Annotated in this window: 24 protein-coding genes, 1 pseudogene and 1 riboswitch; of the genes and pseudogenes, 10 read left to right on the top strand and 15 right to left on the bottom strand. The window is 60.0% G+C overall.

Features of this window, described 5'->3' with window-relative positions:
* Positions 1-123: 123 nt before the first annotated feature.
* From GBEM_RS06005 to GBEM_RS05990, 4 genes are all read left to right on the top strand, one after another.
* The gene (locus GBEM_RS06005; protein ID WP_148212897.1) at positions 124-483 is read left to right on the top strand and encodes a hypothetical protein; all 360 of its coding nucleotides are present in this window, start codon (positions 124-126) and stop codon (positions 481-483) included.
* A gap of 28 nt (positions 484-511) precedes the next feature.
* Positions 512-1096 (top strand): hypothetical protein, encoded by a 585-nt coding sequence (locus GBEM_RS06000; RefSeq protein ID WP_012529629.1) that lies wholly within the window; start codon positions 512-514, stop codon positions 1094-1096.
* Between the two features lie 95 nt (positions 1097-1191).
* The gene (locus GBEM_RS05995) at positions 1192-2445 is read left to right on the top strand and encodes a DUF4403 family protein (protein ID WP_012529628.1); all 1254 of its coding nucleotides are present in this window, start codon (positions 1192-1194) and stop codon (positions 2443-2445) included.
* 630 nt (positions 2446-3075) lie between these two features.
* On the top strand, positions 3076-4191 hold the full coding sequence (locus tag GBEM_RS05990) for a major royal jelly family protein (protein WP_226373935.1): 1116 nt from the start codon (positions 3076-3078) through the stop codon (positions 4189-4191).
* A 75-nt stretch (positions 4192-4266) separates the two neighbouring features.
* Here the strand turns inward: GBEM_RS05990 and GBEM_RS05985 are convergent, their stop codons facing one another.
* The 4 genes from GBEM_RS05985 to GBEM_RS05970 all read right to left on the bottom strand — a co-directional run bounded on the left by GBEM_RS05985 (position 4267) and on the right by GBEM_RS05970 (position 8215).
* On the bottom strand, positions 4267-5277 hold the full coding sequence (locus GBEM_RS05985) for a DUF3187 family protein (RefSeq protein WP_012529625.1): 1011 nt from the start codon (positions 5275-5277) through the stop codon (positions 4267-4269).
* A 99-nt stretch (positions 5278-5376) separates the two neighbouring features.
* Entirely contained in the window at positions 5377-6312 is a 936-nt protein-coding gene (locus GBEM_RS05980) for an aldo/keto reductase (protein ID WP_012529624.1), read from the bottom strand.
* Between the two features lie 266 nt (positions 6313-6578).
* Positions 6579-7115: a DUF4337 domain-containing protein gene (locus GBEM_RS05975; protein WP_012529623.1), complete on the bottom strand. Its 537-nt coding sequence runs from the start codon at positions 7113-7115 to the stop codon at positions 6579-6581.
* Between the two features lie 128 nt (positions 7116-7243).
* Positions 7244-8215, bottom strand: a complete 972-nt coding sequence (locus tag GBEM_RS05970) for a quinone oxidoreductase family protein (RefSeq protein ID WP_012529622.1) — start codon at positions 8213-8215, stop codon at positions 7244-7246.
* 248 nt (positions 8216-8463) lie between these two features.
* Here GBEM_RS05970 and GBEM_RS05965 point away from each other — a divergent pair, with 248 nt between their 5' ends.
* The 3 genes from GBEM_RS05965 to GBEM_RS05955 all read left to right on the top strand — a co-directional run bounded on the left by GBEM_RS05965 (position 8464) and on the right by GBEM_RS05955 (position 10019).
* The gene (locus tag GBEM_RS05965) at positions 8464-8787 is read left to right on the top strand and encodes a cupin domain-containing protein (RefSeq protein ID WP_226373934.1); all 324 of its coding nucleotides are present in this window, start codon (positions 8464-8466) and stop codon (positions 8785-8787) included.
* Positions 8788-8809: 22 nt separating this feature from the next.
* Positions 8810-9292 carry a hypothetical protein gene (locus tag GBEM_RS05960; RefSeq protein ID WP_012529620.1) on the top strand — a complete coding sequence of 161 codons (483 nt, stop codon included), beginning with the start codon at positions 8810-8812 and terminating at the stop codon, positions 9290-9292.
* Positions 9293-9533: 241 nt separating this feature from the next.
* On the top strand, positions 9534-10019 hold the full coding sequence (locus GBEM_RS05955; RefSeq protein WP_012529619.1) for a ferritin-like domain-containing protein: 486 nt from the start codon (positions 9534-9536) through the stop codon (positions 10017-10019).
* Between the two features lie 71 nt (positions 10020-10090).
* Here the strand turns inward: GBEM_RS05955 and GBEM_RS05950 are convergent, their stop codons facing one another.
* The 10 genes and pseudogenes from GBEM_RS05950 to GBEM_RS05910 all read right to left on the bottom strand — a co-directional run bounded on the left by GBEM_RS05950 (position 10091) and on the right by GBEM_RS05910 (position 18635).
* Positions 10091-10363, bottom strand: a complete 273-nt coding sequence (locus GBEM_RS05950; RefSeq protein ID WP_012529618.1) for a hypothetical protein — start codon at positions 10361-10363, stop codon at positions 10091-10093.
* A 28-nt stretch (positions 10364-10391) separates the two neighbouring features.
* On the bottom strand, positions 10392-10580 hold the full coding sequence (locus GBEM_RS05945) for a ferredoxin (protein WP_012529617.1): 189 nt from the start codon (positions 10578-10580) through the stop codon (positions 10392-10394).
* Positions 10581-10741: 161 nt separating this feature from the next.
* Entirely contained in the window at positions 10742-10906 is a 165-nt protein-coding gene (locus tag GBEM_RS21735) for a DUF1540 domain-containing protein (RefSeq protein WP_226373961.1), read from the bottom strand.
* Positions 10907-10918: 12 nt separating this feature from the next.
* A pseudogene (locus GBEM_RS21730) lies at positions 10919-11026 on the bottom strand (DUF1540 domain-containing protein); the annotation flags it as partial.
* A 181-nt stretch (positions 11027-11207) separates the two neighbouring features.
* Complete coding sequence (hgcB, locus tag GBEM_RS05935) at positions 11208-11501, bottom strand: mercury methylation ferredoxin HgcB (protein WP_012529615.1); 294 nt, start codon at positions 11499-11501, stop codon at positions 11208-11210.
* A 13-nt stretch (positions 11502-11514) separates the two neighbouring features.
* On the bottom strand, positions 11515-12669 hold the full coding sequence (hgcA, locus tag GBEM_RS05930) for a mercury methylation corrinoid protein HgcA (RefSeq protein ID WP_264175534.1): 1155 nt from the start codon (positions 12667-12669) through the stop codon (positions 11515-11517).
* A gap of 195 nt (positions 12670-12864) precedes the next feature.
* Positions 12865-14310: a pyruvate kinase gene (gene pyk / locus GBEM_RS05925; protein WP_012529613.1), complete on the bottom strand. Its 1446-nt coding sequence runs from the start codon at positions 14308-14310 to the stop codon at positions 12865-12867.
* Between the two features lie 114 nt (positions 14311-14424).
* Complete coding sequence (locus GBEM_RS05920) at positions 14425-15021, bottom strand: DNA-3-methyladenine glycosylase I (protein WP_012529612.1); 597 nt, start codon at positions 15019-15021, stop codon at positions 14425-14427.
* Between the two features lie 180 nt (positions 15022-15201).
* Positions 15202-15900: a hypothetical protein gene (locus GBEM_RS05915; RefSeq protein ID WP_012529611.1), complete on the bottom strand. Its 699-nt coding sequence runs from the start codon at positions 15898-15900 to the stop codon at positions 15202-15204.
* A gap of 90 nt (positions 15901-15990) precedes the next feature.
* Positions 15991-16067: riboswitch (cyclic di-GMP riboswitch) on the bottom strand.
* A gap of 234 nt (positions 16068-16301) precedes the next feature.
* Positions 16302-18635, bottom strand: a complete 2334-nt coding sequence (locus GBEM_RS05910) for an ATP-binding protein (RefSeq protein WP_012529610.1) — start codon at positions 18633-18635, stop codon at positions 16302-16304.
* A 390-nt stretch (positions 18636-19025) separates the two neighbouring features.
* Here GBEM_RS05910 and GBEM_RS05905 point away from each other — a divergent pair, with 390 nt between their 5' ends.
* Together GBEM_RS05905 and GBEM_RS05900 are read left to right on the top strand one after the other, a co-directional pair.
* Positions 19026-20846, top strand: coding sequence for a TonB-dependent receptor plug domain-containing protein (locus GBEM_RS05905; RefSeq protein ID WP_264175533.1), 1821 nt, complete (start codon positions 19026-19028; stop codon positions 20844-20846).
* Positions 20846-21694, top strand: a complete 849-nt coding sequence (locus GBEM_RS05900; protein ID WP_012529608.1) for an ABC transporter substrate-binding protein — start codon at positions 20846-20848, stop codon at positions 21692-21694. The genes GBEM_RS05905 and GBEM_RS05900 overlap by 1 nt, the downstream gene beginning before the upstream one ends.
* A gap of 1 nt (position 21695) precedes the next feature.
* Here the strand turns inward: GBEM_RS05900 and ald are convergent, their stop codons facing one another.
* The gene (gene ald, locus GBEM_RS05895) at positions 21696-22811 is read right to left on the bottom strand and encodes an alanine dehydrogenase (RefSeq protein ID WP_012529607.1); all 1116 of its coding nucleotides are present in this window, start codon (positions 22809-22811) and stop codon (positions 21696-21698) included.
* Positions 22812-22992: 181 nt separating this feature from the next.
* Here ald and GBEM_RS05890 point away from each other — a divergent pair, with 181 nt between their 5' ends.
* Positions 22993-23466, top strand: a complete 474-nt coding sequence (locus GBEM_RS05890; protein ID WP_012529606.1) for an Lrp/AsnC family transcriptional regulator — start codon at positions 22993-22995, stop codon at positions 23464-23466.
* Positions 23467-23562: the final 96 nt, after the last annotated feature.

Below are 23562 nucleotides of genomic sequence, written 5' to 3'. Positions count from 1 at the left end.
AAGCCATTGACAACAAAAAATGAAGGTACTACAGTGATGGCGGTTTGGCCTGTATAACGAGGAATAAGATCAATTTCCGAACCAACGCAGCAAGATGAAACTAAAATGAGATGGGGGATGTTCATGGCAAATGTAATTAGCAAGCTGTTCCTCGTTGTTGTTGTCTTGCTTTGCACCGCTTTCACTTCGTTCGCGGAGGACAAACCAGTAACCGTGACTTCATACGAAAAAGCAGCCACATGGATGAAGGAAAACAACAAGTGGGGGCAGGAAGCAGGTATCGTCAAAGCTTTCAACCAAGACCTGGAACAGGCGAAGAAGAAAAAGAAGACAACGTGGGAAATCGGCTGGGGGTTGACTAAGTCCAAGAACGCGTACTTCCTGCAACTTACCGCCGATGAGTTCACTGTCACCGAAATATCGCCAGAAGAAGCGGCCAAACGCGGAATTCGCGAAATGCGCAAAGAACTTGTCTTCTATTAGGAAATCATGACGCCAAAGGGAAACCCCTATGAAACCCTGCCTGAAGTTGTTTCTCTTGATTCTCGTTTCCATCGCATTCTCCGGCTGTGCAGTAAGAAGCGGCCAAACCAAGAAATTAGACGGTTACGAGACCAAGCTAAAAATCCTCTCCGTCGTTTACCGAGACGGGAAAACCGCAACAGACGAAAGAATGGCGAAGAAGCTGGAGAGATATAACTTCCAGCATATCGGCGATTATATGGCCAAGATCGTCCCACCTACCTTCTCGTCGTACGGCATAGCAGCGAGCTTTACCTCTGCTCAGCCGACAGCCCCCGGGACACCTGATGCAAAAGCTCTCCAAACCCTTTATATCTCTCCGACCAAGGTTTCGACGACAAAGCACAAAGATCTCGAGCTCAATACAGGACCCTCCGCCAGACCGATGAAAGTCGAGTTCGAGGCATATCTTTTCGATCCCGTTGTTAAACGAGAGGTCTGGACGGGCCAATTTTCAGTTGTCGTCGGTGGTCTGCTGTACGATTCTTTCGGTGAGAAAAAGACCGCCGAATTGGTAAACGCTGTGATCACAGGTATGAAGGACGATGGACTGCTAGAGGAGATCCACCCGTAGACGCTTCGCTAAACGGAGGAGTCAATGCGGTGCCGAAAAGGATCTGAAGGAGACATGCTATTTTTTACCGACTGATACTGTCACTGTTATTTTTGATGCTGGCCTCTGTGTGCGCCTCCGCTGCAGCACCACCCTCGTCCATCAACCTTACCGTTGAAACAACCGCGGCGGATCTCGCCACCATAATCAACCAGTCTCTTCCCAAGGAACTCTACAAGGGACAGGGGGGACTGGGGACATCAGTCTCTGTAGTTCGCACCGGCCCGATGGTAGTGAACGCGGCGGACAATTACCTCTACCTGACCTTGCCTGTTCAACTGACATTCAAGTACGTCATGTACGAGAGCTACCCGCTCAAGGCCGGACTCAAATTCAAGGTAAAAGTCAACGTCACTCCGGACTGGCGCCTCAAGACAGAGTTTTATTACATGGGCCTGTCTGACAATCTGGCCGATGACTTCAAGGTAGGACCGCTGTCGCTCAAGCCCAAAAGCATGGTCGACAACATCAGCCAACCGGTCCAAAAGCTTCTCGCGCCTGTAATAGACGCCAAGGTAAACGATGCCGTCCAACTGAAACCAAAGGTCGCTCGACTCTGGCAGAATGCCTTTTCCCCGACCCTCGTCAGCAAAGAATTCAGCGCATGGCTAAAGCTGGCACCGGAAAGGATCGTCATGAGTCCGCTTTCGGCTGCGAACAACCAGGTCCGGCTTAGCATTGGCATAGTTACCGGCGCTGAGATAGTTGTCGGGCCGAAACCCACCCCTGCTCCTGTGAAAGCGCTGCCCCAGGTGCAGCAGTTACAGGCATTCGACAAGGCGTTCCGCATTCAGCTTGGCACCGACATATTCTACGCCGACCTGGTCGAAGCCCTGAAGCCGGTGCTGCTGGAAAAGACCTTCGGCGAAGACAAGAAGATCACGGTGAAGGGTTTCAACCTAAAGGGTGAGGATGGTCGACTGATTGTCATACTGAACGCGACCGGAGACTTCAACGGCGAATTAACCCTTCTGGCGAAGCCGGTGTACAACCCGCAGAACAACTCTCTGACCTTTGAAGACGTAGATTTCGACACCAAGGGGGCGGGAGTGCTGATTGGTGCCGGCAGTTGGCTCTTCAGCAGCACCATCAAAAAGACCATAAAGACGAAACTCGACGGCTCCGTCAGCGAGCAGTTGGAGAAGGCTCGGGGCAAAGCATCCTCGGCATTGGCGTCGGTGCAGATCGCCGAGCACGTGAGGCTTACCGGAGCCGTCAAGTCCTTGGGACTTGGCGAGCCAGCCGTCTTGAGCGACCGCTTATCGCTTCAGGTCGTGGCACTAGGCGAGTCCAGCGTCAGCCTGAAATAGACCTGCTTCTCCCGGATCAGGAGTAATATAGGTAAAGGTGGTAACGGCAGCAAGTAAAGCCATTACCAAGGGGGAATTCGTCATGAGCAAAAACGCACACCATGGACATCAACGTCATGTCTCCATACCCGCAGGAGCCAAAAGCACACTGCAGCAGCAAGTTTTTGCGGGAACTGACTTGACCCCGGGCAGGGACCCCGCTGAAGGCCCTGACATCGAGTTTTCGTCGCCGATCCATGAGAGATGGGCGCAGGACACCTTCGATCGCGATCCCGCCGAAGGGCCGATTCTGGCTGCGCCAACCTCTGGAGCAAAGGCCGGCAGAGCACGATGAGAAGCGGAAAAATCAAAGGGTGACAACGGCAAAGGAGCTGACGGTAGGAGCCGCCGGCTCTTTTTGTATTTACCCCACTTTTTTCTCTTTGAAGGAAGAATCACTGCAGACACGGCCACGGACGGGTAGGAAACAAAGCTGCTTGTGTTATCCTGTTGCAAGTTTGGGAGCCAACCAAGAGCAGCAAAAGGAGCGCATCGATGGCAAAAGAAGGTTTGCTATGGCCGCGGGGAGTCCAGCCCAAGACGAAGCTGAGTATTGCAATTGCAACAATGGCAAGGTGGCTTTGCCTATGCTTGCTCACAATCTCCATCTGCCTCGGATGTGCGCATAAGCAAACGCTGCAGCCCGACCGGCTTAAGACAGTCCAGGCCCCGCCGAAGACAGTCCCGGAACGGCTGAAGACAGTCGCTACCTTCAAAGGAGTACAGGTCACCGGGGTTACCTCGACCAATACTGGTCGGCTTTTCGCAAACTTCCCACGGTGGCGCGAGGGGGTTTCCTTCTCCGTGGTGGAGGTGTCACCTGACGGCTCTTTTAAACCTTACCCGGATGCGGAGTGGAACCGGTGGGAAGGGTACCCGCAACCGAACCGTTTCACCTGCGTGCAATCGGTGGTGGCGCACGGGGACTCTCTCTATGTGCTTGACCCAAGCAATCCGCAGTTCGCGGGGGTGGTCGGCTCGGCAAAACTTTTCGTCTTCGACCTGAAGACGAACCAGTTGAAGCGCAGGTACGAGTTCGACAGCGGAGTCGCGCCGCAAAGATCCTATCTCAACGACCTGCGCATCGACGATGCCGCCGGCAAGATATATATCACCGACTCAGGCCTTGGGGCCATCGTGGTTGTCGATATCGCGACAGGCAACACCCGCCGAGTTCTGGCGCACCACCCTTCCACGAAGGCCGAGGAGATCACCCTTAAGATCGACGGCAAGGAGTTCCTGCGCAACGGCAAGCCCCCGCGCATACATACCGACGGGATCGAACTCGACCGCAAAAACGGATACCTCTACTACCACGCCCTCACCGGTTACCACCTCTACCGGGTCCCCACCAAGGCGCTCGTGGCAGCATTTTACGATCCGAAGCAGGAACCCGCCCTTGAGGCGAAGGTGGAAGACCTGGGAAAGACTCCCGCTCCCGACGGGATGATGTTCGACGCGGAGGGGAACCTCTATCTGGGCGATTTGGAGCACGATGCCGTCGTCTACCGCACTCCGGCCGGCGAGATACTGACGCTGGTCCAGGACCCGCGCATTCGCTGGGCCGACACCTTCACCATCGATCCAAACGACTCCCTCATCTTCACGGCATCCAGGATTCACCAAGTACCGCAAAACGGCGGGATAGACGACATGGAGTTCCCCATCTATTCTCTGCAGTTGCCTCACTCATCCGCGCCTCAATAAATCCAGGGGGGGGGCGAAATCCGGGGGGACAGGCACCTTGCGGAGCCAGTCCCCCTATTAGGCAGCCCCGGCCATTTAGAAGCGGTGGCTGAGTCCCAGGTGAAGCGCCACATCGGGGGACGCCTCGACATTGAGATCCTCGGCCAAGGCGATATCCAACGCGGTAACCGGTGAGAAGGCATAGGTGCCGCCGAACAACAAGACCACAGCCGGAGACGACAAAGGCTTCATGTCGCTGTCGCTATAGAAGGGCGTGTGCGAAGAGAACTCCACCTTGAGTGCGAAATTTTCCATCGGGGACCACCCTGCGCCCAGACTGCCAAACCCTACCAGATTCTCCCGCTGATCTTTCAGCACCTGCCCGTCGGTCATTGCCATACCACCCAGCGCCCCGAAAACGGTCGCATGTCCCCAGGAGAGAGAATAATCGCTGCTTCCGCTCAACCAAAGGGCCAGGTCCGTGCTGCCGCTGCCGGTCAGCCTGGAGCTGCTGCCGGTGGGAAGCTTGAGGCTCGCCCGCAGCGCTACCGCCTTGGGGTTGACGCCCCCCTCATGGTACAACTGCCAGCCGCCAGACACCCTGACATCACCGAGGCGGACGGTGGAGTTATCCATCCTCAGCCGCTCCTGCCCTTTTTTGTCATACTCGAAGAGAAGACGGTCCTCCTTTGTCTCGGTCCGGCTCCCCTGTGGTAGGCCAAAAAATCTGTGCCACTCCTCGATGAACCCGTCGAATATGCCACCGCTGTAGGCCACCACCGGGACATCCATCCCCAGTTCCACCCCCCTGGCGATGCCATAGCGTAGCGCAAGCGTCATCCTCTCGCTCTCGCCGTCAAGGATCAATTTTTCCTGCGCCGTCTCCCAGTCATAGGAAGTGTTCGCGACATCCAAGGAAAGCAGTGCCAAAGCCTTCCCGACTGGCTGAACGGTAGCACTTTCAGCTGAAGGGAGCCCGTAGATCTGGACCAATGGGGACTGATTGAAGGTGTAAAAGGGATTGATAACAAGCGGATCGGCATTGACGGGACCTGCCACAGCCCCCAGTAATAACGAGATGGCGACGAAATGCTTTACGTATCGCAATAGATATTCCCTCCTTTCCACGAATTCATAGGCTCAGCCAGCAAGCCACACACAAGGTACACGAACCGACACCGGCAAAACAATGAAAAGTGCCGGATGCTACTTGGAAAACAGATCCTGCAGCCGCTTTGGTTCCTCCCCCAACCATTGCGGGTTAGTGGCGGTCCCGTCGAAGAGCGAAGTGGTCTTGAACGGCTCGTAATAACCTGACATGGCGGCTTCGGCGGTCCGCGCCAGTAGATCGTCCACCTCCGCGCCGCTGAGCGGCCGGAAGGACTCAACGGCTTGCGTCGCCTGGTCCAGAACTTCCATGCTGTCGATGCCGGTGATCACCACCGAGGTGGGAAGGGTGAGCGCGTAATGAAGGCACTCGATGGCAGTGACGGTGCCGGATTTCAGCAGGATGCCGTTGGCCATCGACTTCATGCCGAGCAAGCCGATCTTCTCCTTGACCAGCTCCGGAAGCACAAGCTTCTCGAAACTGCGAAAATGCGCGTCCATGACGTTGAGAGGCATCTGCACCGCGTCGAACCGGAAGTCATGCTCACCCGCGACTTTTAGCATGTGCAGATGAATCTGGGGGTCCTTATGGCCCGTGAAGCCAAGGTAGCGGATCTTCCCCGCTGCTCGCGCCTCCAAAAGCGCCTGGTTCGCCCCCTCCTCGTCGAAGATGCGGTGGGGGTCCTCGAAACGGAGCACCTCGTGGTGCTGGACCAGGTCGATCATATCCACCTGGAGCCTTTTCAAGGACTCGTCGAGTTGCCGGGCAGCTTCCTTCTTGGATCGTCCATCGATCTTCGTCATGAGGAAGACCTTGTCGCGATAGCCGTCTCTTAGGGCCCGCCCCATGCGGGTCTCGCTGACGCCTTCGCTGTAATCCCAGCAGTTGTCCATGAAGTTGACGCCCCGGTCGATGGCGCTGCGGACGATGCGGACGCTCTCTTGCTCGGAGACCCGGGGAAGCCCCAGGTGCCAGCCCCCTACCCCGATGACCGATACTTTCTCGTTGGTTGTGCCCAAAGTGCGATAGATCATAGATCCTCCAACGCTTTCAAGATCACACACCCGGCAATTCTACATACTTTCGGCCGAGAGGCTATCAGGCATAACCTTTATACTTGACAGTTACTGGCGCGTTGAAACCGGTTATGGACAGATTCTCGACCTTACAACCGGTCCGGTCATACGGTGAAGGAATAAAAAAGCGGGAATCAGAGGCGGGTTTGTCAGGTGGGGAGTTTGATTGACGAGCTTCCCTCAAATAGTTGCAGGGAAGCTCGTGTATAAAATAAACCCATGAGCTACATGAACAGCCAGAACCCATTGGCGAACTGCACCAGACCGCAGATGCCGACTGCCATGCCTGCCACCCAGACCCACTTCTTCTTTAAGAGCGCGGCAACAGAGGAGAGCAGTATGGCGATTTGCAGAAAGATCACGGCCACCCCGAATGGGCGGCCATGCCGTAGAGCGTCGTCCCGTTCTTTTTCCAACTGTTGGGCGCGCTCCTGGATCTTACCCTTCTCTTTTTCATACTTTGCGATGCGGTCGTTGCACGCATTCAGCCTGGCGTCCAGGTCGGCCACAGCCTTGTTGTTGCTGCCGCCCCGGCTACTCTCCCGTTCCAACTGCCCCCGCTCGTTTTCCGCCAGGGCCTCTTTTATGCTCTTGGCCTGAAAGAACGCCCACTGGTCCGAGGCCTGGTTCTGCATGAGCACGGACCTCGTGGAATACCCGCCGCCTTTGAAGGTCGACAGTGTTGCACAGACGGCGATCACCACCGTGCTAAGAGCCAGATAATTCAGCCACGCTTCTTTCTTCGGTTCTTCTTGCCCCACCTGCTACCTCCACAAGGACGCATTGCGCCGTTTAATTCCTGCTACGACCACGAAGATACCTGAACCAGGCCCGGTTTTCCATTTTGTTTTCGCTAATTAAAGGCAGTCATCCATACCGGTGAGCCTGATCAAGGAAGCAGTATGGTGCACCCCGTGGTTTTACGGGCCTCAAGGTCGCGATGTGCCTGCGCGGCATCTTGCAGGGGATAGCGCTGGTTGATCTCCACTTTGACGGCGCCGGAAACAACCACCTGGAACAGCTCGCCAGCCATCTGTTCCAGGTCGGCGCGCTTGGCGGCATAGGTATTAAGCGTGGGGCGGGTCAGGTAGAGCGATCCAAGTTGGGAGAGGATGCTCAGGTCTACCGGCGGCAGCGGCCCGGACGCGTTGCCGAAGCTGACCAGCAACCCGAAAGGACGCAGGCAGCGAAGCGAGGTATCGAAGGTGTCCTTGCCGACGCCGTCGTAGACTACGGGGACCCCCTCGCCCTTGGTGATTTCCCTGACTCTTTCGACGATGCTGTCAGTGCGGTAATTGAGGCAGGTCTCGGCGCCGTGCCGCCGCGCCAGTTCGCACTTCTCTTCGGAACCTGCGGTGCCGATGACCCTCGCCCCCAGGTGTTTCAGCCACTGGCAGGCGATGAGCCCGACGCCGCCGGCTGCGGCATGAAAAACCACCGTCTCGCCCTGCTGAACCCGGTAGGTCCTCCTGATGAGGTACTGTACGGTGAGCCCCTTCAGCATCATCGCTGCCGCCTGCTCGAAGCCGATGGAGTCGGGCATGAGAACCACCCGGTCCGCGGGAATTATCCTCTTCTGGCAGTAGGACCCAAGCGCGCCGGCGTAGGCGACCCGGTCGCCCGGCTTGACCAGCGTCACCCCCTCCCCGACAGCCTCGACCACACCGGCCCCTTCGTTACCGGCGACAGCCGGCAGCGCCACCTTATAGAGTCCATTGCGCTGATAGACATCCACAAAATTGACGCCAACGGCTTTGTGGCTGACCAGCACCTCTCCAGGGCCGGGAGATCTCACCTCGATATCACTAAAGGTAAGCACCTCCGGTCCGCCAAACTCTTTGAAGCAGATCGCCTTCGTCATGATTCCTCCTCGGACAGCGGTTCTGGGAAAAGCAACCAGAAGAAGATACCCTAACCCTGCGCAAACTCCAGGCAGAGGAGGATGCAAAAAGCGACGCTCATTCCCGGTGCAGGGCAGCGGACCCAAGCAGCAGACGCAGAAGGCATCGTCCCTTTTACATTGAAGGCGGTTAACGCCGCGTGATATGCTCCGCTGTCGCCGGCCACAACTTCACAAGGGGGAACAACAGGATGAGCAGCGAACACGATATGCGACATTACCCGAAGAGTAGCCTCAGCTTCACGGATGACGTCCCAGGCGCGAGGCAGTGGGCTGTGTCTCTGGACAAGACGATGCTCACCTACTTCGAGGTGGATCCCAACTGCAGGTTCGAGAGCCACACCCATGAAAGCGAGCAGATCACCATGGTGCTGGAGGGAGTGCTCTACTTCGAGCAGGGGCCGAAAGTCTGTGCGGTGCAGGCGGGAGAAGTTATCGCTATCCCCTCGAACGCGCCCCACGCAGTGTTCACCAAGGAAGCCGCAGTGAAGGCAATAGACGCCTGGTCGCCGGTGATGGCGAAATACAGATGAAAAACTTTCTACAGGAGTTGCAATGTACCGCTTGAAAATTGTCGTGATGCTTATGCTAATCTGCCTGTTCCCGCTGGGATGCAGCTTCGTGCAGGCTCCCCCCCAGATGCAGTTTGGCGACTCACCCCACCGCTACACCAGATCCGACTTCAACATAGCCTGGAGAACAGCGAGTTCAGAGCAGGGAGTCACCATTGATGCGACGCTGAGAAACATGCGCTACTCCCTGGTTAAGGATCTGACCATGGAGGTTTCCCTGAAAAGAGGGGACCAAGTGGTAGCTCGGAAGAAGGGATTTGTCTACATAGACCTCAAAGAAAAAGCTTACGGCAACGTTGCCGTCCTTTTGAAAGGGGTCTCTGTCTCTCCCGGTGACCAGCTGCAGTTCCGCCTCACTTATGAGGGAACCGAGGGCACCGTCGCGCGGCCACACCAGCTTGATTTTTGCGTGGACGCAGAGACCGGCGTCGTCGACGAGGATAAATCGTCTCCGGTAATCAATTGACGATAGACAATGGACAATGGACAATTGACAACGAAAAGCCGAACCATGACCTGCATCGATTGGCGAGGGAACCACGATAGGTGGGACTTGAAGCAACCTCTGGCACAACAGGTTAGTCCACACTCACAATACGTTGATTTTCTTTACTACGGTTGCACTTAACACTCCTTCTTCTGTTATAATGTGTGGCAGGTGGTGACATAACCACTCGCTGCTTTTTGTGGCAAAAGGAGGACACGAGATGAATGTATTCGATTGTGCTATCAAAAGAGAGGAAGACACCAGGACGTACTTCGAGGGACTGGTAGAAAAAGCTACAGATCCTGAGCTAAAGACCCTTTTCTCAATGCTGGCCGACTGCGAGGATGAACATAGGAAGAGACTGCTGGACCTCAAGAAGGGTATGGAGAGCAAGACGACGGTGCTCGCAGACCTCGACGTTTCAGTCTGCAGCTACCGCCCCTTCCTTACTCAGAGCGAACTGCTTGAGGAAAAGGACAAGGACCCGGACCTGTATCTGTTCACCGTTAAAAAGGAGGAGCAGGATATCACCTTTTATCAAGAACTGGCAGCAAGGGCCAGGGACGAACAGACCCGCAAGAGCCTGCTCATGCTGGCGGACGAGGAACGCCGCCACCTGGAACGGATGGAGGAAATTTATGCCTTCGTGGAAACTCCAAGGACCTACCTGGAAAACGGTGAATTCAGCAATCTGAGAACACTGTAGCTAAAACAACCACTTCAACTGAAAAAGCCCGCACTAAGCGGGCTTTTTTTTCATTCAGGCAATAAGGGAATTCAGGGTTCTTCGGCCAAGGCTTCGTCATAGGCGCTGTCGGGATCGAATTCCGGCCGCAGGTAGCGCTCCAGTTCGTCGAAGAGACGGTCGGTGGTCAATTTCACAGCCATCAGGGTATCCAGCTCAAAGGTGATACCGTGCTGCATGAAGCCCGCGTGCATCCGGTCCACCAGCCCCTTCAATTGTTGGATAGAGCAGTAAGTATCCCTCAGCATCTGGTAATTGCTCTCTCCCAGTTCCTGCAACCGCTCGTCCCTCAGTTCGGTAGTCATCGCCACCCTCCCCCGGGCGCTCCCAAAACTAGCGCCAGTGTATGCAATTCACGGGACAGCTGTCTATCGCCTCTTGGATCTTCGCCTCTCCCGCACCGTTTTGATCAAAGACCTCGGATACCCCGGCATCGTTCAAGCGGAACACCTCCGGGACTATGCTCATACAGAGCCCGCACCCGATACATACTTGCTGGTCTACGTATACTTCCGCTGCCATCGTTATTCTCCCTTCCCACCTGAATTACCTGCGACATGAAGATGATGATACCTGACTCGGCGCGAATGTCGATTGCTGCGGTCGGTGACGCGCAGCCTGCAAGAAGGGATGCGGGAAGGGGGCGAACCTGGTTTGGTGGATCGCGGCGGAGTTGGTGACGGTTACTTGGGCTTGTAGGTGAAGCAGTCCGGATGGGACTCGTGCACGCCGACATCAACGCTTTGCGCGGTGCATTCGAGGGACTGGTTGTAACTGCAATTCTCGACCTTGCAGGCGCCAATGCCACCTTGGACGTCCATCACGCCGCCCTTTTGGTTGCTGTGCATGTAGGTATCGCAATTAGGACAAGTGTCGCCGGGACCACCGACCGTTATGGCCATAGTGTGGCAGGAATTATGTTTGTTGTATGAGCAATCCGTGACGTTGCAGGATGCTATTTTGACCATGGGTTTATCCATTGTTTCCTCTCCTTTTTTCGCCGCCCCCTTCACGCATTAGGAATGTTTAACAGTTTTGAAGGGATAGTCAAGAATTGCAGACGTTAGCGAAAACGCTGCCGGCAAAGGGGAAAAACATGTTAATCCGTATATTTGCATCGAAAGAGTGGCCAAGGCCGCAGCGGGCGAGCTAGCCGCAGCAGCCGCTGCCGGTGAAGCCGGGAATCCTCTTCTCCCTGAGCCACTCGTTGATGAGGCCGCTGGCGCACCCCACCCCGGCATCGACGTTTATGGCCGCGGCAGGGCAGTTGAGAGCACAAGCCCCGCACTCCATGCAGGCGTCCCGGTCGGCCAACAAGGCCCGCTTTTCTTCCAGCTGGAACACCTGGTGCGGACATACCTCGATGCATCTGCCGCACCCGACGCAAAGCTCCCGGTTCAACTCCAGCGTTGCCACCCCTTCGAGATACCTGAATCCCTTCATACGTTTTTCTCCATCATGAGAGCATCCGTCCCACGGTCACGAGGAGCAGCGCGGCCAAAATCGCCCCCCCCAGGACCGGCAGTCCCAGGCGCATCTCTTTCTTCACCCCCGATTTCGAGGTGTAGGTGGTGCAGCCGGTGAAATTGAGGGTGTAAAAGGAGGTGACAGCGGGAAAGGCGAGGAAAGCCGCCAGCGTAACCGGCAGGCTCCAGCCCTCGCCTCCTGCCGCCAGACGGAAAAGGAGGGTGTAGACGAGGCCGGCGGCACCTCCCTTGACGGCGAAGCTTCTGGAGGGAAGAAGCGGAAGGAGCACCGGCGCCGCGGCGACCCCGGTGAAGACGGCGCCGGCATATCCGGCGACGACGGTCGCGGCCGCCCCGGGACCTGCGGCGAGCCAGGCGGCAAGGTAGAGAAAGAGCGCAACCGGAAGGGATGGTTTCAGCACCAGAACCAGTTCCACCGGGACCAGCACCAGCCGTTCGTACCAGTTGAAGCTGAGCTCGCGCATGGACGCCGTGGTCCTGCCGCCGTTGTCCAGGTACTCCGGAAGGTCATCGGCACGGATGGCAGCATAGGCGACGTCGAAGCCGGAGCGCCGCTTCACCTGGTGGGCCGACACGCCGGGCGCCCCCAGTATCGGGAGGATGAGCCTGCGGTGCGAGACCACGCCGGAGAGAGCGGTCGCGGCGACCCGCCGTACCAGCTCGTCGGTGCCGAAGGTCCCCTTCCCCGCCGCACACCAGACGTTGATGCCGAAGGTCTCCAGAACGAGGAGCCAGACGTTGCGCCCGGCCAGCGCCTTGCGCACCAGGTCGAAACTCATCTTGTAGTTGGCCGTGACGACGACCGGCGCTTCGGCGTCCGGCGCCCCGATGGCATAAAGCCCGGCGGGGACCAGGTAATGCATCCGGTTGATCCCCCAGCGCGCCTTGCAAGCCCCGAGGCGATCGGCTGCGGTTAGACTGGTGGAAAGCTGCGGCACCTGGCCTTGGCCCGCCGGGTACCAGCGTATAAATCCCGGGACCTTGTCGTTCACCTCTCCGCCGCCGGCGGAGGTACGCGGCCCTCAACAGGGGGGAGCGTCAGGGTCCTGGGAGGCACCCGGGGCGCATCCCGCCGCAGGCTTTGGCTGCAGCACCGTGATCTTCTTGAATTGGCGCGTATTCATGGTTCCACCTTCCTCACTTTGCCGGTGGTCGGCTCGTAACAGGCGACCGATCAGCTTATCCGGGTTTACATATATATCTCGCAATCGTGTCCGTTGGTCAAGCGATTCCAGCACACAGGGTAAAAAAAAGAAGGGACAGCAGCGCGCCGTCCCCTCTTCTTCATGCTCATCGCTCACAGCTATCGCGGCGCCGAATCAAAGACGCCGCTTAACCTCAGGCTCCCCCAGCCGATGCACCTTCATCAGGTTGGTGGTTCCCGCTGAAGAAAGCGGGCTTCCCATGGTTATCACCACCAACTCCCCCTTGTTGAGCCAGCCGGTTTCCAGCACCGCTTTCTCGACGGAGATGATCTGGGATTCAGTGTCCCCCTCGATATCTACGCGCAGCGAATGCACCCCGGCATAAAGGGCGAGCACGCGCCGCACCTCTTCGGATGGTGTCACGGCGATGATGGGCTGGGCCGGCCGGCACTTGGAAACGAGAGCCGCGGTCCCTCCGGTCTGGGTGAAGGCAAGGATCGCCGATGCCTTGACGCTTTCCGCCGCATGGCAGGCGGCAAGCCCGATCACCTCGGAGAGGTTCGGCTCCGCCTCGGTCTGGGCGATGTGGCAGCTTTGCGCCATGAGCTGCGGGTCCGCTTCCACGTCGCGCGCCACCTGCACCATCATGGAGACCGCCTCCACCGGATACTTGCCGGACGCGGTCTCGGCGGAAAGCATGATGGCGTCGGTGCCGTCCAGGATGGCGTTGGCGACGTCGGAGGTCTCGGCGCGGGTCGGGCGCGGGTTGTTCACCATGCTCTCCAGCATTTGGGTGGCGGTGATCACCGGCTTTCCGGCATCGTTGCAACTGCGGATGATCCGCTTCTGGATGAGCGGAACCTTCTCGGGATTCAACTCCACCCCCAGGTCGCCTCGGGCCACCATGACCCCGTCGGAAGCCTGCAAGATGGCGCCGAAGTTGAGCACCGCCTCCGGCTTCTCGATCTTGGAGATGATGCGGAGCTGGGAGCCGCGGCTGTCGATGATGCTCCTCAATTCCTGCACGTCGGATGCCTCGCGCACGAAGGAAAGGGCGACGTAGTCAAGCCGCTGCTCCATGCAGAATTCGAGGTCGTCGCGGTCCTTGCCGGTCATGGCGGGGGCGGAAACCTTGGCGCCGGGGAGGTTGATCCCCTTGCGGTCCTTGAGGAGGCCTCCGGTCACGACGAGGCAGCGCACATCGCCCCCTTCCACCCCCAGCACCCTCAGCTCCATCAGGCCGTCGTCCAAAAGGATGCGGTCGTCGGGCTTCACGTCCCCGGGGAGCCCCTGGTAGATGGTCGGGATGAGGCTCCCCTCGCCTAGCAGCTCACGGGTGGTGACGATCACTTCGGTCCCGGCGGTGAGCTGCATCCCGCCCCCCTTCATGAGGCCGGTGCGGATCTTCGGCCCCTGCAGGTCCCCGAGGATGGCGACAGAATGCTCATGTTGGTCGCAGAGTTTGCGGATGCTGCGGATGACGGCGGATTTGGCGGCATGGTCGCCATGGGAGAAGTTGAGGCGGAAAACGTCGACGCCGGCCTTTATCAAGGCGCCGAGCATCTCTTCGGATTCGCTGGCGGGTCCGACAGTGGCAACGATCTTTGTGTGACGGAACATGGGATCTCCTCGTAGGCGGGAATGAGCGGCCGGCAACGGCACCCGGGCTTGAAGCCCCTGCGCGCGCCGGCGCCTGTACAAATTACCCGAAATCCGCGCGCCGCGCAATTGCTGTTACAGGTTTTCTCCAATGTTCCCGCCGAGCTCCGCCCAGCGGAAGCACTCCACCGTGTGGTCGTTCACCATCCCCACCGCCTGCATGAAGGCGTAACAGATGGTGCTCCCCACAAAGCGAAAGCCGCGCTTTTTGAGGTCGCGGCTCAGCAGATCGGAAACGGCGGTCGAGGCGGGGACCTCGGACAGGGAGCGCCGGGCGTGTTGCAAAGGAAGGCCGTCGACGAAGCGCCAGAGGTAGGCGTCGAAGGAGCCGAACTCCTCGCGCACAGACAAAAAGGCACGGGCATTGTCGCGGGTCGAGGCAATTTTCAGGCGGTTTCGCACGATGGACTCCTCGCTGGCAAGACAGATGAGCTCGGCGTCGGTGAAGCGCGCCACAGCCTCGGGGTCGAAAGCTGCGAAGGCGCGGCGGTATCCCTCCCGCTTGCGCAGGATGGTGATCCAGGACAGCCCTGCCTGTGCCCCCTCCAGGGTGAGGAACTCGAAGAGGAGACGGTCGTCGTGCACCGGCACTCCCCATTCCTGGTCGTGATAGGCGCAGTAAAGCGGATCGCTCCCGGCCCAGGCGCAGCGGTTGATGGAGGTTGTTTGCATGGATCTCCCGGAAGGTCAATTGACAATTGATAATTGACAATTGACGATGAAAAGCGCAAGCGAAGTCTTCAATTGACAATGCCACCCGTCGTAGCAGTTTGGACTGGCGCAGAAGGCATCAAATGGACAATGGACAAAGGCAACAAAGCGTCGTCCATTGTCCATTGTCAATTGCATCATTTAGTCGCGCCCGCGGCGCTCCCCGTCGGCGCGCCTGTCGTCGCGGCGGTCTTCCCTATCCTGGCGTTTCTCCTCGCGGCGCTGCTCCTTGTCGTAGCGCTTCTCCTCATGGCGCTGCTCCTTGTCGTAGCGCTTCTCCTCGCGGCGCCGCTCCTTGTCGTAGTGCTTGTCCTCGCGATGCGCGGCTTTCCAGTATCCCCTGTCGGAGCGGTGCCGGCCCGGGTAGTGATCGCGGTCACGCTGGTAGACTACGTATTCCCTGGTGCGGTACTCCCTGATCCGGTCGATCCGGTGCCGGCGCATCGGGGGGGGGAGTTGGCGGTAGCTGACCGGAATCCAGCGGCCACGGCTGCTGTAGGACCTGAGCCAGCGGCCGTCCCGGAACATGTAATAGCAGTTGTTGTAGAAGAACAGGTCATAGGGGACTCCGACCGCCACATAGAACCCCAGCGGCTCCGGATAGACGAACTCGACCTCCTCCTCGTCGTCGTCATAGTAAGGGGTCTGGGTCACCACGGCAGGAGGCGGGGCCACCACCACCGCGGGGGGCGGGGCCACTACCACCGGGCGCGGCGGGTTGCCGAGATGGATGTTGACGTCGACCCCGACGTTGGAGGAGGCGTAAAGCTCCTGTGCCGACAAAACCGGGAGCGCCGCGACCTGCAGCAACAGCGCCAGCGCAATGCTTTTTCTGGACATGGGTGTGATCTCCTTTTCTCTTGGATTGCCTGTTTCAAGGTAGTCTTTGGGCTAAAAAAAACGGGTTGCCGGCTATCTGGTCAGAGATATTTCGGCAACCCGGCTGTCTCTGTGAGACCCTGTAGGCTTTCCGCCCCATCCTCGCGGATGGTTTAGTATTATCGTTTATCGTCCTGGGGAGCGCTTCCGGTCCGCGCCGCTCTGGCCTCGGCACATAAAAGCGTGCCTCCCGCCGATTAGACCTTTAACCAGAAGCCGCCGAAAAAGTCAAACAAAATTAAGCATGCCGGGTCAGGAGAGGCTTCCGCCTTTCGGCTGTCGCAGCGGCACGGTGACGGTCACCTCGGTCCCCTTCCCCGCCGTGGCGCTTGACGATGCCGTAGCTCACGCCCCCGCCCGCGTTACCCCTGCGCTGCCAGTTCCTTCAGGAGCCGGAACAGTTCATGGGCGTCGTAGGGCTTGGGGGAGGCGGCGCAGAAGCCGTAATCCCGGTAGCGGTTCATCACGATGTCGTTGCTGTAGCCGCTGGAGACGATGAGCCGGGCCTGCGGGTCGATGGCGAGGATCTGGCGGGCCGCCTCCTTCCCTCCGCTGCCGCTGGCGACGGTCAAGTCGAGGATGGCCGCAAGAAAAGGGGTCCCGGAGCGGTAGGCTTCGCCGTAAAGTGCGGCGGCTTCCTCGCCGTTGGCGCAGACGGTGACCCGGTATCCCTGGGAGGAGAGGACCTGGATGGCAAGGTTGCGGATCATCTCCTCGTCGTCCATGACCAGGACACCGCGACCCAGGATGGCGGCCGCGGTAAGCGGCTTGGCGGGCTGCGGCTGCGGCTGCGCCTCCGTGCTGAATACGGGGAGGTAGAGGGTGAAGGTGGTCCCCCTGCCGAGCGCGGTGTCGAAGGTGATCGCCCCGTCGTGCCTGGTGATGATGGAGTGCACCGTGGCAAGCCCGAGCCCCGTCCCAAGCTCGGCCTTGGTGGTGAAGTAGGGGGTGAAGATGTTGGACTTGTCCTCGTCACGGATGCCGCACCCCTGGTCCCGGAAGCTCAACTCGACGTAGCTGCCGCAAAGCGGCGCCGGGAGACCCTCGTGGGCGGAAGCGACGCTCCTGCCGGTCACGGTCAGCATCCCCCCGTCGGGCATCGCCTGCACCGCGTTGATGCAGATGCAGTTGAAGGCCTGGCGCATCTGCCCGTCGTCCACGTACACCGGAGGGAGGTCGGCGGGAAGCTCGACGGCCGCCGTTACGTTGGAGCCGCTTGTGGCAAGCTGCACGCTTTCCTCGACTATCCTGGCGACCGGCACCGCCTTTCTCAGGGGCGCGCCCCCTTTGGCGAAGCTCAGGAGCTGGTTCGCGAAACCGGCCGCGCGCAAGGTCGCCTTCTCCGCGTGCAACAGCAGCGGGTGCGCGGCGTGGGACTGGTCCAGGTACTTCTTGGCGAAGGAGATGTAGCCAAGGACCCCGGTCAGGGCGTTGTTGAAGTTGTGTGCGACCCCCCCCGCCAGCACCCCGATGGACTCGAGCTTCTGGTTCCTGACGATCTGCTGCTGCAAAAGCTCCCGATCGGTCAGGTCTATGACGATGTCGACGGTGCGCGAGCCGGAGCGCTGGTTGCTGCAGTTCAGCTGGCGCTGCGAGCCGTCGCTGCATACCGCCTTCACCTCGTAGAAGGTCACCTGGTTATCCCGCTCCCAGCCGGCGATGGCGGCGCGCCTTTGCGCGGCGACGCGGTCGCGGTAGCAGGGATCGGGACAGACCCGGGAGAGCCACTCGTCGACGTTGCGGGCGTCGCGGTAGCCGATTCTCTGCGCCACGAAGGCGTTCAGGTACTCAATGGCGCCGTCGTCGTCGGACCAGATGATCCCCAAAGGCAACTGCTCCACCAGGTTCTTCAGCTCCTGGCGCGCGCGGCTTCGTTCCGCGATCTCCTTTTCCAGGTCCGCGTTGATGGATACCAGCTGCCTCTTCGAGGCAATCTCGAAATCCATCGAAGCCAAAAGTTCCTTGTGCAGCCGGCGGTTCTCCTGTTCGCGCTGCCTGAGCGATTCGGCCAGCTCGTTCACCGAGGCCGATGCCCTTCCCGGCTCGTCGTCGGAGGTGACCGCGATGCGGGAGACGTAATCGCCGCCGTGGACGTTCTTCAGCCCGCGCATCAGCGAGTTGAACGACGCGGTGACCCGCCGCAGCAGCAGGTAGCAGGAAAAGGAGACCAAGAGCCAGCAGCCGAAGGCGAGCAGGCACGAGTACCAGGCGAGCCTGCGTCCCGCCTGCCAGAGGTCGTCGGTGCCGCGATAAAGACGTACCTCCCCGATGCGGTCTCCCGCCGCCGCCTCCAGCGACTGGTCCTGCGACAGGTGCAGCGGCAGGGTGCGCACCTGCGCCCCCTCTACGATCAGCTCCTCCCCGGCGGGGGGAAGAGCCGGAACCCTGACCTGCAACTTGCCGTTTCCCCCCACTATCTCCACGCAGCGGATCCCGGGGAGCCGCAGCGTTTCCCGCGCGTACCAGTCGAGGAGTTCCATGTTCTCCGCGTACAGGGGAAGGCGGATGGAGCTGGCCAGGGTGCGGGCCTCGAGCCGGAGCTGCTCGGAGACGTGCCGCTTGTCTTCTTTGATCTGGTAGATGACGAAGAGGGTAACGCAGAGAACGGTGATGGCCGCGGCGAAGAGCGTGAAGCGGAGCAAAAGCTTGAACTGAAAGCTGGAGCGGAAGGTCGAGAGTTTTTGAGGGAGGATCATGCCGGTCTCCGTAGGCATCTCTCATGGGCAGGTATGGTTGCCGCGTCGCCATTTCCAAAACTGAACCAGGTCTATCCCGCGGAATGCGGAACAGTCAAGGCCCAGGCAGAGGCGTCACATAACAGCTGATACAAGCACACAAACAATACACTAAAGACGCGCGGCAACGACACCAGCACAGAGATTTTAAACAGCTGAACAAGCTATACCAGAAAACGGTACAATCAATACAGTTAATTTAAATTTCTTTGACACAATAATGCCAAACTGATACCAATATCACTTGGCGAATTTGTTCTCAGAAATTTCCCTGCTGTCAATCACTCTTTGCTACAGGCTGCTCGCTTGAGACGTAACTTCGTAACCAAATTACTGTTTCCATGCGCGCTGTTGTCTGCCGTCCTGGCCGCGGCCCCCGCGCTGGGATCGGGGCAGGAGGAACTGATCGGTTCCTTCGGCCTCTCCGACCCCCCTCCCGAACTTGCGCGCTTTCCCCGCCCTGCCTCCCGTATCGCCGAAAATATCACCGTCGTCACGGCGCAAGATATCGCCCGCATCAACGCCCACACTGTCGCCGAAGTGCTGAATACCCTCCCGGGGGTCCAGATGGACCAGCTGCAGACGCCGGGATCGATGAACTTCTTCGGGGTCCTGGGCGCATCGAGCCGGCACGTCCTGGTGCAGATCGACGGCGTGGCCCAGAACCTCATCGGTTCGGAAAACATAGCCCAGGTGGGGCTCATCCCGGTGCAGATGATCGAGCGCATCGAGGTGGTGAAGGGGGCAGCTTCGGCGGCCTGGGGCTCGGCGCTGGGCGGGGTGATCAACATCGTCACCAAGAGCCCTGCCGCGGACCGCGCCGCCGGCATGGTTTCGGGGTCCACCGGCAAGAGCGCCACCCGTGACCTGCGCGCCGAGGCGACCGGCAGCGGGGAGCGCTTCGGCTACTACCTGACCGCCGGCAAGCTTAGCTCCGACGGTCTCTTGGCCGGCAACGACACCGACATGAACCACGGCTTCGGCAAATTGAGCTACGACTTTCCCAACGGGGGGGATCTTTCCCTGAGCCTCGACGCGCGGCACAGCATGGCGGGCACCGAGGAGTCGCGGCGGTACGATTTTCACAACACCGGCGCCGCGACCCATGCCACGGGGAACCTGGTGCTCAACTACCCGCTGGCGGAGCGGCTTGCCCTGGAGGCGAACGCGCACACGGGGAGGCGGGAGGTGCAGAACCGGCGGGCTGTCCTCACCACGGGGGTCCCCTTCGCCGACTTCAAAGGCCAGGAGACGTTCCGCGGAGCCGACGCCGCGCTCAGTTGGGGAGACGCAAGCCGTGCCCTGAAAGCGGGGGTCTCCTTGGAGGAGACCGAGGTCGAAATGCACGAGCCGGTGAGACGGTATCCGCAGGCGAACTACGACCTTGCCCTCAGGCGGGAGTCGGCCTACCTGAACGGGACCTACACGATGGGAAGGCTCTCCATCCTGCCGGGTGTGCGCTTGGACCGCCTAAGTCTTATGGAAGATCCGGTCAGTTTCACTTTGGGCGCCACGCTGCGTCTGACGGATAACACGCTGCTGCGCGGCTACGCGGCGTACGGCTATAGCATGCCGATCATCTCTAACCTCGGTATCCAGAACGGGCAGGTGCAGCGGGACCTGCAGCACGTACGGACGGTGCAGGCAGGAGTTGAGAGCGCGGATCTCCCCTTCGTCTGGGTGAAAACAACCTTCTTCTACGCAGAGGTCTGGAACATCCAGGACTTCGACCAGCCGACGCCGCAGCTCAGCCAGCAGGTGAAGCAGGGGGCCGAGCTGGAGCTGAAGAGCTCCCCCTGGTGCGGGTTCGCCCTAAACGGCTCCTACAACTTCACCGACGCCCGCGACCAAAAGACCGGGAAGGTGCTTTCCGTACTGGATGCGGGGCCGCGGCAGGCGCTGAAGGTCGGGGTGAGATACGACAGCGAACCGGCAGGGCTTTCGGCTACGCTTCTGGGGGACTGGGCGAAGCTGCACAACCCGGGGCGCTTCGCCAAGGACAAAGGGGAGTTCTGGGACCTCCACCTGACCCAGAAGCTCTCTCCTTCTTCGGACAACTCCCCGGAGCTGTTCCTGTCCTGGCACAACATCTTCGACAGCAAACGGTACTTCTACGACTTCCGGGCCAACGCACCGCGCTGGTTAGAGGCAGGGGCGAGGTGGTTTTTCTGATGCGCGCCCTGGCCCTATTCCTACTGCTGGCGTTTTGCCTCCCCCCCCTCCCCTTAGCGCAGGGAGCCGAGCTGCTCATCCTGGAGTCGAGCCGCAGCGCGGTCTACAGCGAGGCGCTGCGCGGCTTCCGCTCAGCCTGCAGGAGTTCCGAGGAGACCGTCGTCCTCTCCGACTTCGCCGAGGTCGACGTGCAGCGCCTGGTGAAAGAGGAGCGCCCCAGGGTGGTGGTGGCGATCGGGGACCGGGCCCTTGCTGCCTCGCGCAAGGTCCGCGAGCTGCCGGTGGTGGCAATGCTCTCGCTCAACCTGGGGCGGCATGCTCCCGACAACATCGGCGGCATCTCCATGACCGTCGCGCCGAGGGAGTACCTGAACCTGTTCCAAAGCCTCGGGGTGAAACGGGTCGGGCTCCTCTACGACCCGAAAAAGAGCGGACAGTACCTAAAGCGCGCGCAGCAGGAGGCGCGGCAGGAAGGGGTTACTCTGGTGGCCGAACCGGTACATAACCCGCGCGACCTTCAGGCGAAATTGGAGAGGATGAAGGGGGAGATCGACGCGCTCTGGATGCTCCCTGACGCCACCGTCGCTACCACGGTGAACATGGAAGCCCTGCTCCTTTTCTCGATGACGCAGAGCGTGCCGGTGGTCACCTTCGCCAGCCATTATCTGAAAAACGGCGCGGCGGCGGCGCTCGACCTCGACCCGGCAGACATCGGGGTGCAGGCAGGCGAGCTCGCCTCTTCGCTGCTCAAGGGGGAAAGCCACCGAGTCGCCGTCCTGGACCCGCGCAAGACGCACCTGAAGAGCAACGAGAGCGTGCTGCGCAAGCTGCGCCTGCGCATTCCCTGATTCAGATCAAGACGGCATGGACCGGGGTATAGGGAAGCCCGAATGCCTCGGCCACGGCGCGGTAGGTCACCTGGCCCAGCGCGATGTTGATCCCTTCCTTGATGCCGGGGTTTTGGCGCGACGCCTCCTGCCACCCCTGGTCCGCGAGCGCCACGGCGAACGGGAGCGTGGCGTTGGTAAGCGCCACCGTAGAGGTGAGCGGGACCGCCCCCGGCATGTTGGCCACGCAGTAATGGAGCACGCCGTCCAAAAGGAAAGTGGGGTCGGTGTGCGTAGTCGGGCGCGAGGTCTCGAAGCAACCTCCTTGGTCGATGGCGACGTCCACCAGCACCGCGCCCGGCTTCATGCTCTTCAGCATCTCGCGCGTCACCAGCTTGGGCGCCTTGGCTCCGTGCACCAGCACCGCGCCGATCACGGCGTCCGCCTGCGGCAGGAGCTCCCTGATGGTGGCGGGAGAGCTCATCACCGGGAAGCAGTTCTTGGGCATGGTCTCGCAGAGGTGGCGCAGGCGCTCCAGGCTCAGGTCGAGGAGATAGACCTTAGCCCCCAGCCCGCAGGCCATCTGCGCCGCATGGGTCCCCACCACGCCGCCGCCCAAAACCACGACCGTCGCCGGCGGCACGCCCGGAACCCCGCCCAGGAGGATGCCGCGCCCACCCTGGGACCGTTCCGAGTATTTGGCCGCCTGCTGTGCCGCCATGCGCCCCGCCACCTCGCTCATCGGAGTGAGCAGCGGCAGCGTGTTCTCGGGGCCGGTGATGGTCTCGTAGGCGATGGCTACCGCCTTGCTCTTCATGATCGCACGGGTGAGAGGCTCGCTGGCTGCAAAATGGAAGTAGGTAAAAAGGACCTGCCCCTCGCGGATCAGATCGTACTCGGACGGCTGCGGCTCCTTCACGTGCATCACCAGCTGCGCGCGGGCGTAGATCTCGGCCGGGGTCGCCACGATCTCGGCCCCCGCGAGCCTATAGGCGTCGTCGGAAAACCCGCTTCCCACCCCAGCCGACTGTTCCACCAGCACCGTGTGTCCGTGGTGCGCCATCACCTCGGCGCCTGCGGGGGTCATGCTGACCCGGTTCTCTTCGACCTTGATCTCCTTCAGAATGCCTACGATCATGTTAGCTCCCTTCCCCGACGAAATTAATTAGCAGTGGGCACGATGGAATTGTACCGCATGAGCTGATGCGCCGTACCCTCGATGCGGCAGGAGCATAGCAGAATCCGGGAGGTTTTTCCTTGCGAATTCCACTCTTGAAAGTTTATTATTCGACAGAAAATTCGAACATCGGAGGCATTAGGTGAGCAATATTGCGCCATCCGGCCTGGACCAGATAGATAAGGCCATCCTGACCGAACTGCAGCGGGACGGGAAACTTTCCAACGTGCAGCTGGCCGAACTGGTGGGGCTCTCCGAGTCGGCATGCCTGCGCCGGGTGCGCCTTCTGGAGCAGACAGGGATCATCGACCGTTACGTGATGCTGGTGGACCAGGGGGCGGTAGGCAAGCCGGGTAACGTCTTCGTGCGGGTCACGCTGGACGGACAGCAACGGGAGAAGCTCGCAAGCTTCGAGGAAGCGATCGGGAGCGTCCCCGAGGTGATGGAATGCTACCTGATGTCGGGGGACGTCGATTACCTGTTGCGGGTCATCGTGAAGGACACCGACGACTACCTGCGGCTGCACAACAAGCTGACCGGTCTTCCCGGGGTGTTGCGGGTGCAGTCCTCCTTCGCGCTGCGCACCGTGCTCAGCAAGACGGCGCTCCCCATATAGAGAATCCTTCTGGCAATGGCAGTTGGTCCATTCTCCCCTCGCCTTTTGGGAGAGGGGAGGGGGTGAGGGATGCTTTGCCAACCCCCCTCCTCCTGC

The organism is Citrifermentans bemidjiense Bem (genome assembly GCF_000020725.1).
GTDB lineage: Bacteria > Desulfobacterota > Desulfuromonadia > Geobacterales > Geobacteraceae > Geomonas > Geomonas bemidjiensis.
The sequence above is the reverse complement of the archived record's forward strand: the minus strand, read 5'-3'. Positions and strand labels throughout refer to the sequence as shown.

Bases quoted from the DNA above. Each gene is read 5' to 3' on its own strand.
- GBEM_RS05950 (WP_012529618.1), bottom strand. From the start codon at position 10,363: ATGACTACCGAACTGAGGGACGAGCGGTTGCAGGAACTGGGAGAGAGC.
- GBEM_RS05965 (WP_226373934.1), top strand. From the start codon at position 8,464: ATGCGACATTACCCGAAGAGTAGCCTCAGCTTCACGGATGACGTCCCA.
- ald (WP_012529607.1), bottom strand. From the start codon at position 22,811: ATGATCGTAGGCATTCTGAAGGAGATCAAGGTCGAAGAGAACCGGGTC.
- GBEM_RS05920 (WP_012529612.1), bottom strand. From the start codon at position 15,021: ATGCAAACAACCTCCATCAACCGCTGCGCCTGGGCCGGGAGCGATCCG.
- GBEM_RS06000 (WP_012529629.1), top strand. From the start codon at position 512: ATGAAACCCTGCCTGAAGTTGTTTCTCTTGATTCTCGTTTCCATCGCA.
- GBEM_RS21735 (WP_226373961.1), bottom strand. From the start codon at position 10,906: ATGCACAGCAACCAAAAGGGCGGCGTGATGGACGTCCAAGGTGGCATT.
- GBEM_RS05900 (WP_012529608.1), top strand. From the start codon at position 20,846: ATGCGCGCCCTGGCCCTATTCCTACTGCTGGCGTTTTGCCTCCCCCCC.
- GBEM_RS05970 (WP_012529622.1), bottom strand. From the start codon at position 8,215: ATGACGAAGGCGATCTGCTTCAAAGAGTTTGGCGGACCGGAGGTGCTT.
- GBEM_RS05910 (WP_012529610.1), bottom strand. From the start codon at position 18,635: ATGATCCTCCCTCAAAAACTCTCGACCTTCCGCTCCAGCTTTCAGTTC.
- GBEM_RS05980 (WP_012529624.1), bottom strand. From the start codon at position 6,312: ATGATCTATCGCACTTTGGGCACAACCAACGAGAAAGTATCGGTCATC.
- GBEM_RS05960 (WP_012529620.1), top strand. From the start codon at position 8,810: ATGTACCGCTTGAAAATTGTCGTGATGCTTATGCTAATCTGCCTGTTC.
- GBEM_RS06005 (WP_148212897.1), top strand. From the start codon at position 124: ATGGCAAATGTAATTAGCAAGCTGTTCCTCGTTGTTGTTGTCTTGCTT.
- GBEM_RS05995 (WP_012529628.1), top strand. From the start codon at position 1,192: ATGCTGGCCTCTGTGTGCGCCTCCGCTGCAGCACCACCCTCGTCCATC.
- GBEM_RS05945 (WP_012529617.1), bottom strand. From the start codon at position 10,580: ATGGCAGCGGAAGTATACGTAGACCAGCAAGTATGTATCGGGTGCGGG.
- GBEM_RS05955 (WP_012529619.1), top strand. From the start codon at position 9,534: ATGAATGTATTCGATTGTGCTATCAAAAGAGAGGAAGACACCAGGACG.
- hgcB (WP_012529615.1), bottom strand. From the start codon at position 11,501: ATGAAGGGATTCAGGTATCTCGAAGGGGTGGCAACGCTGGAGTTGAAC.
- GBEM_RS05915 (WP_012529611.1), bottom strand. From the start codon at position 15,900: ATGTCCAGAAAAAGCATTGCGCTGGCGCTGTTGCTGCAGGTCGCGGCG.
- pyk (WP_012529613.1), bottom strand. From the start codon at position 14,310: ATGTTCCGTCACACAAAGATCGTTGCCACTGTCGGACCCGCCAGCGAA.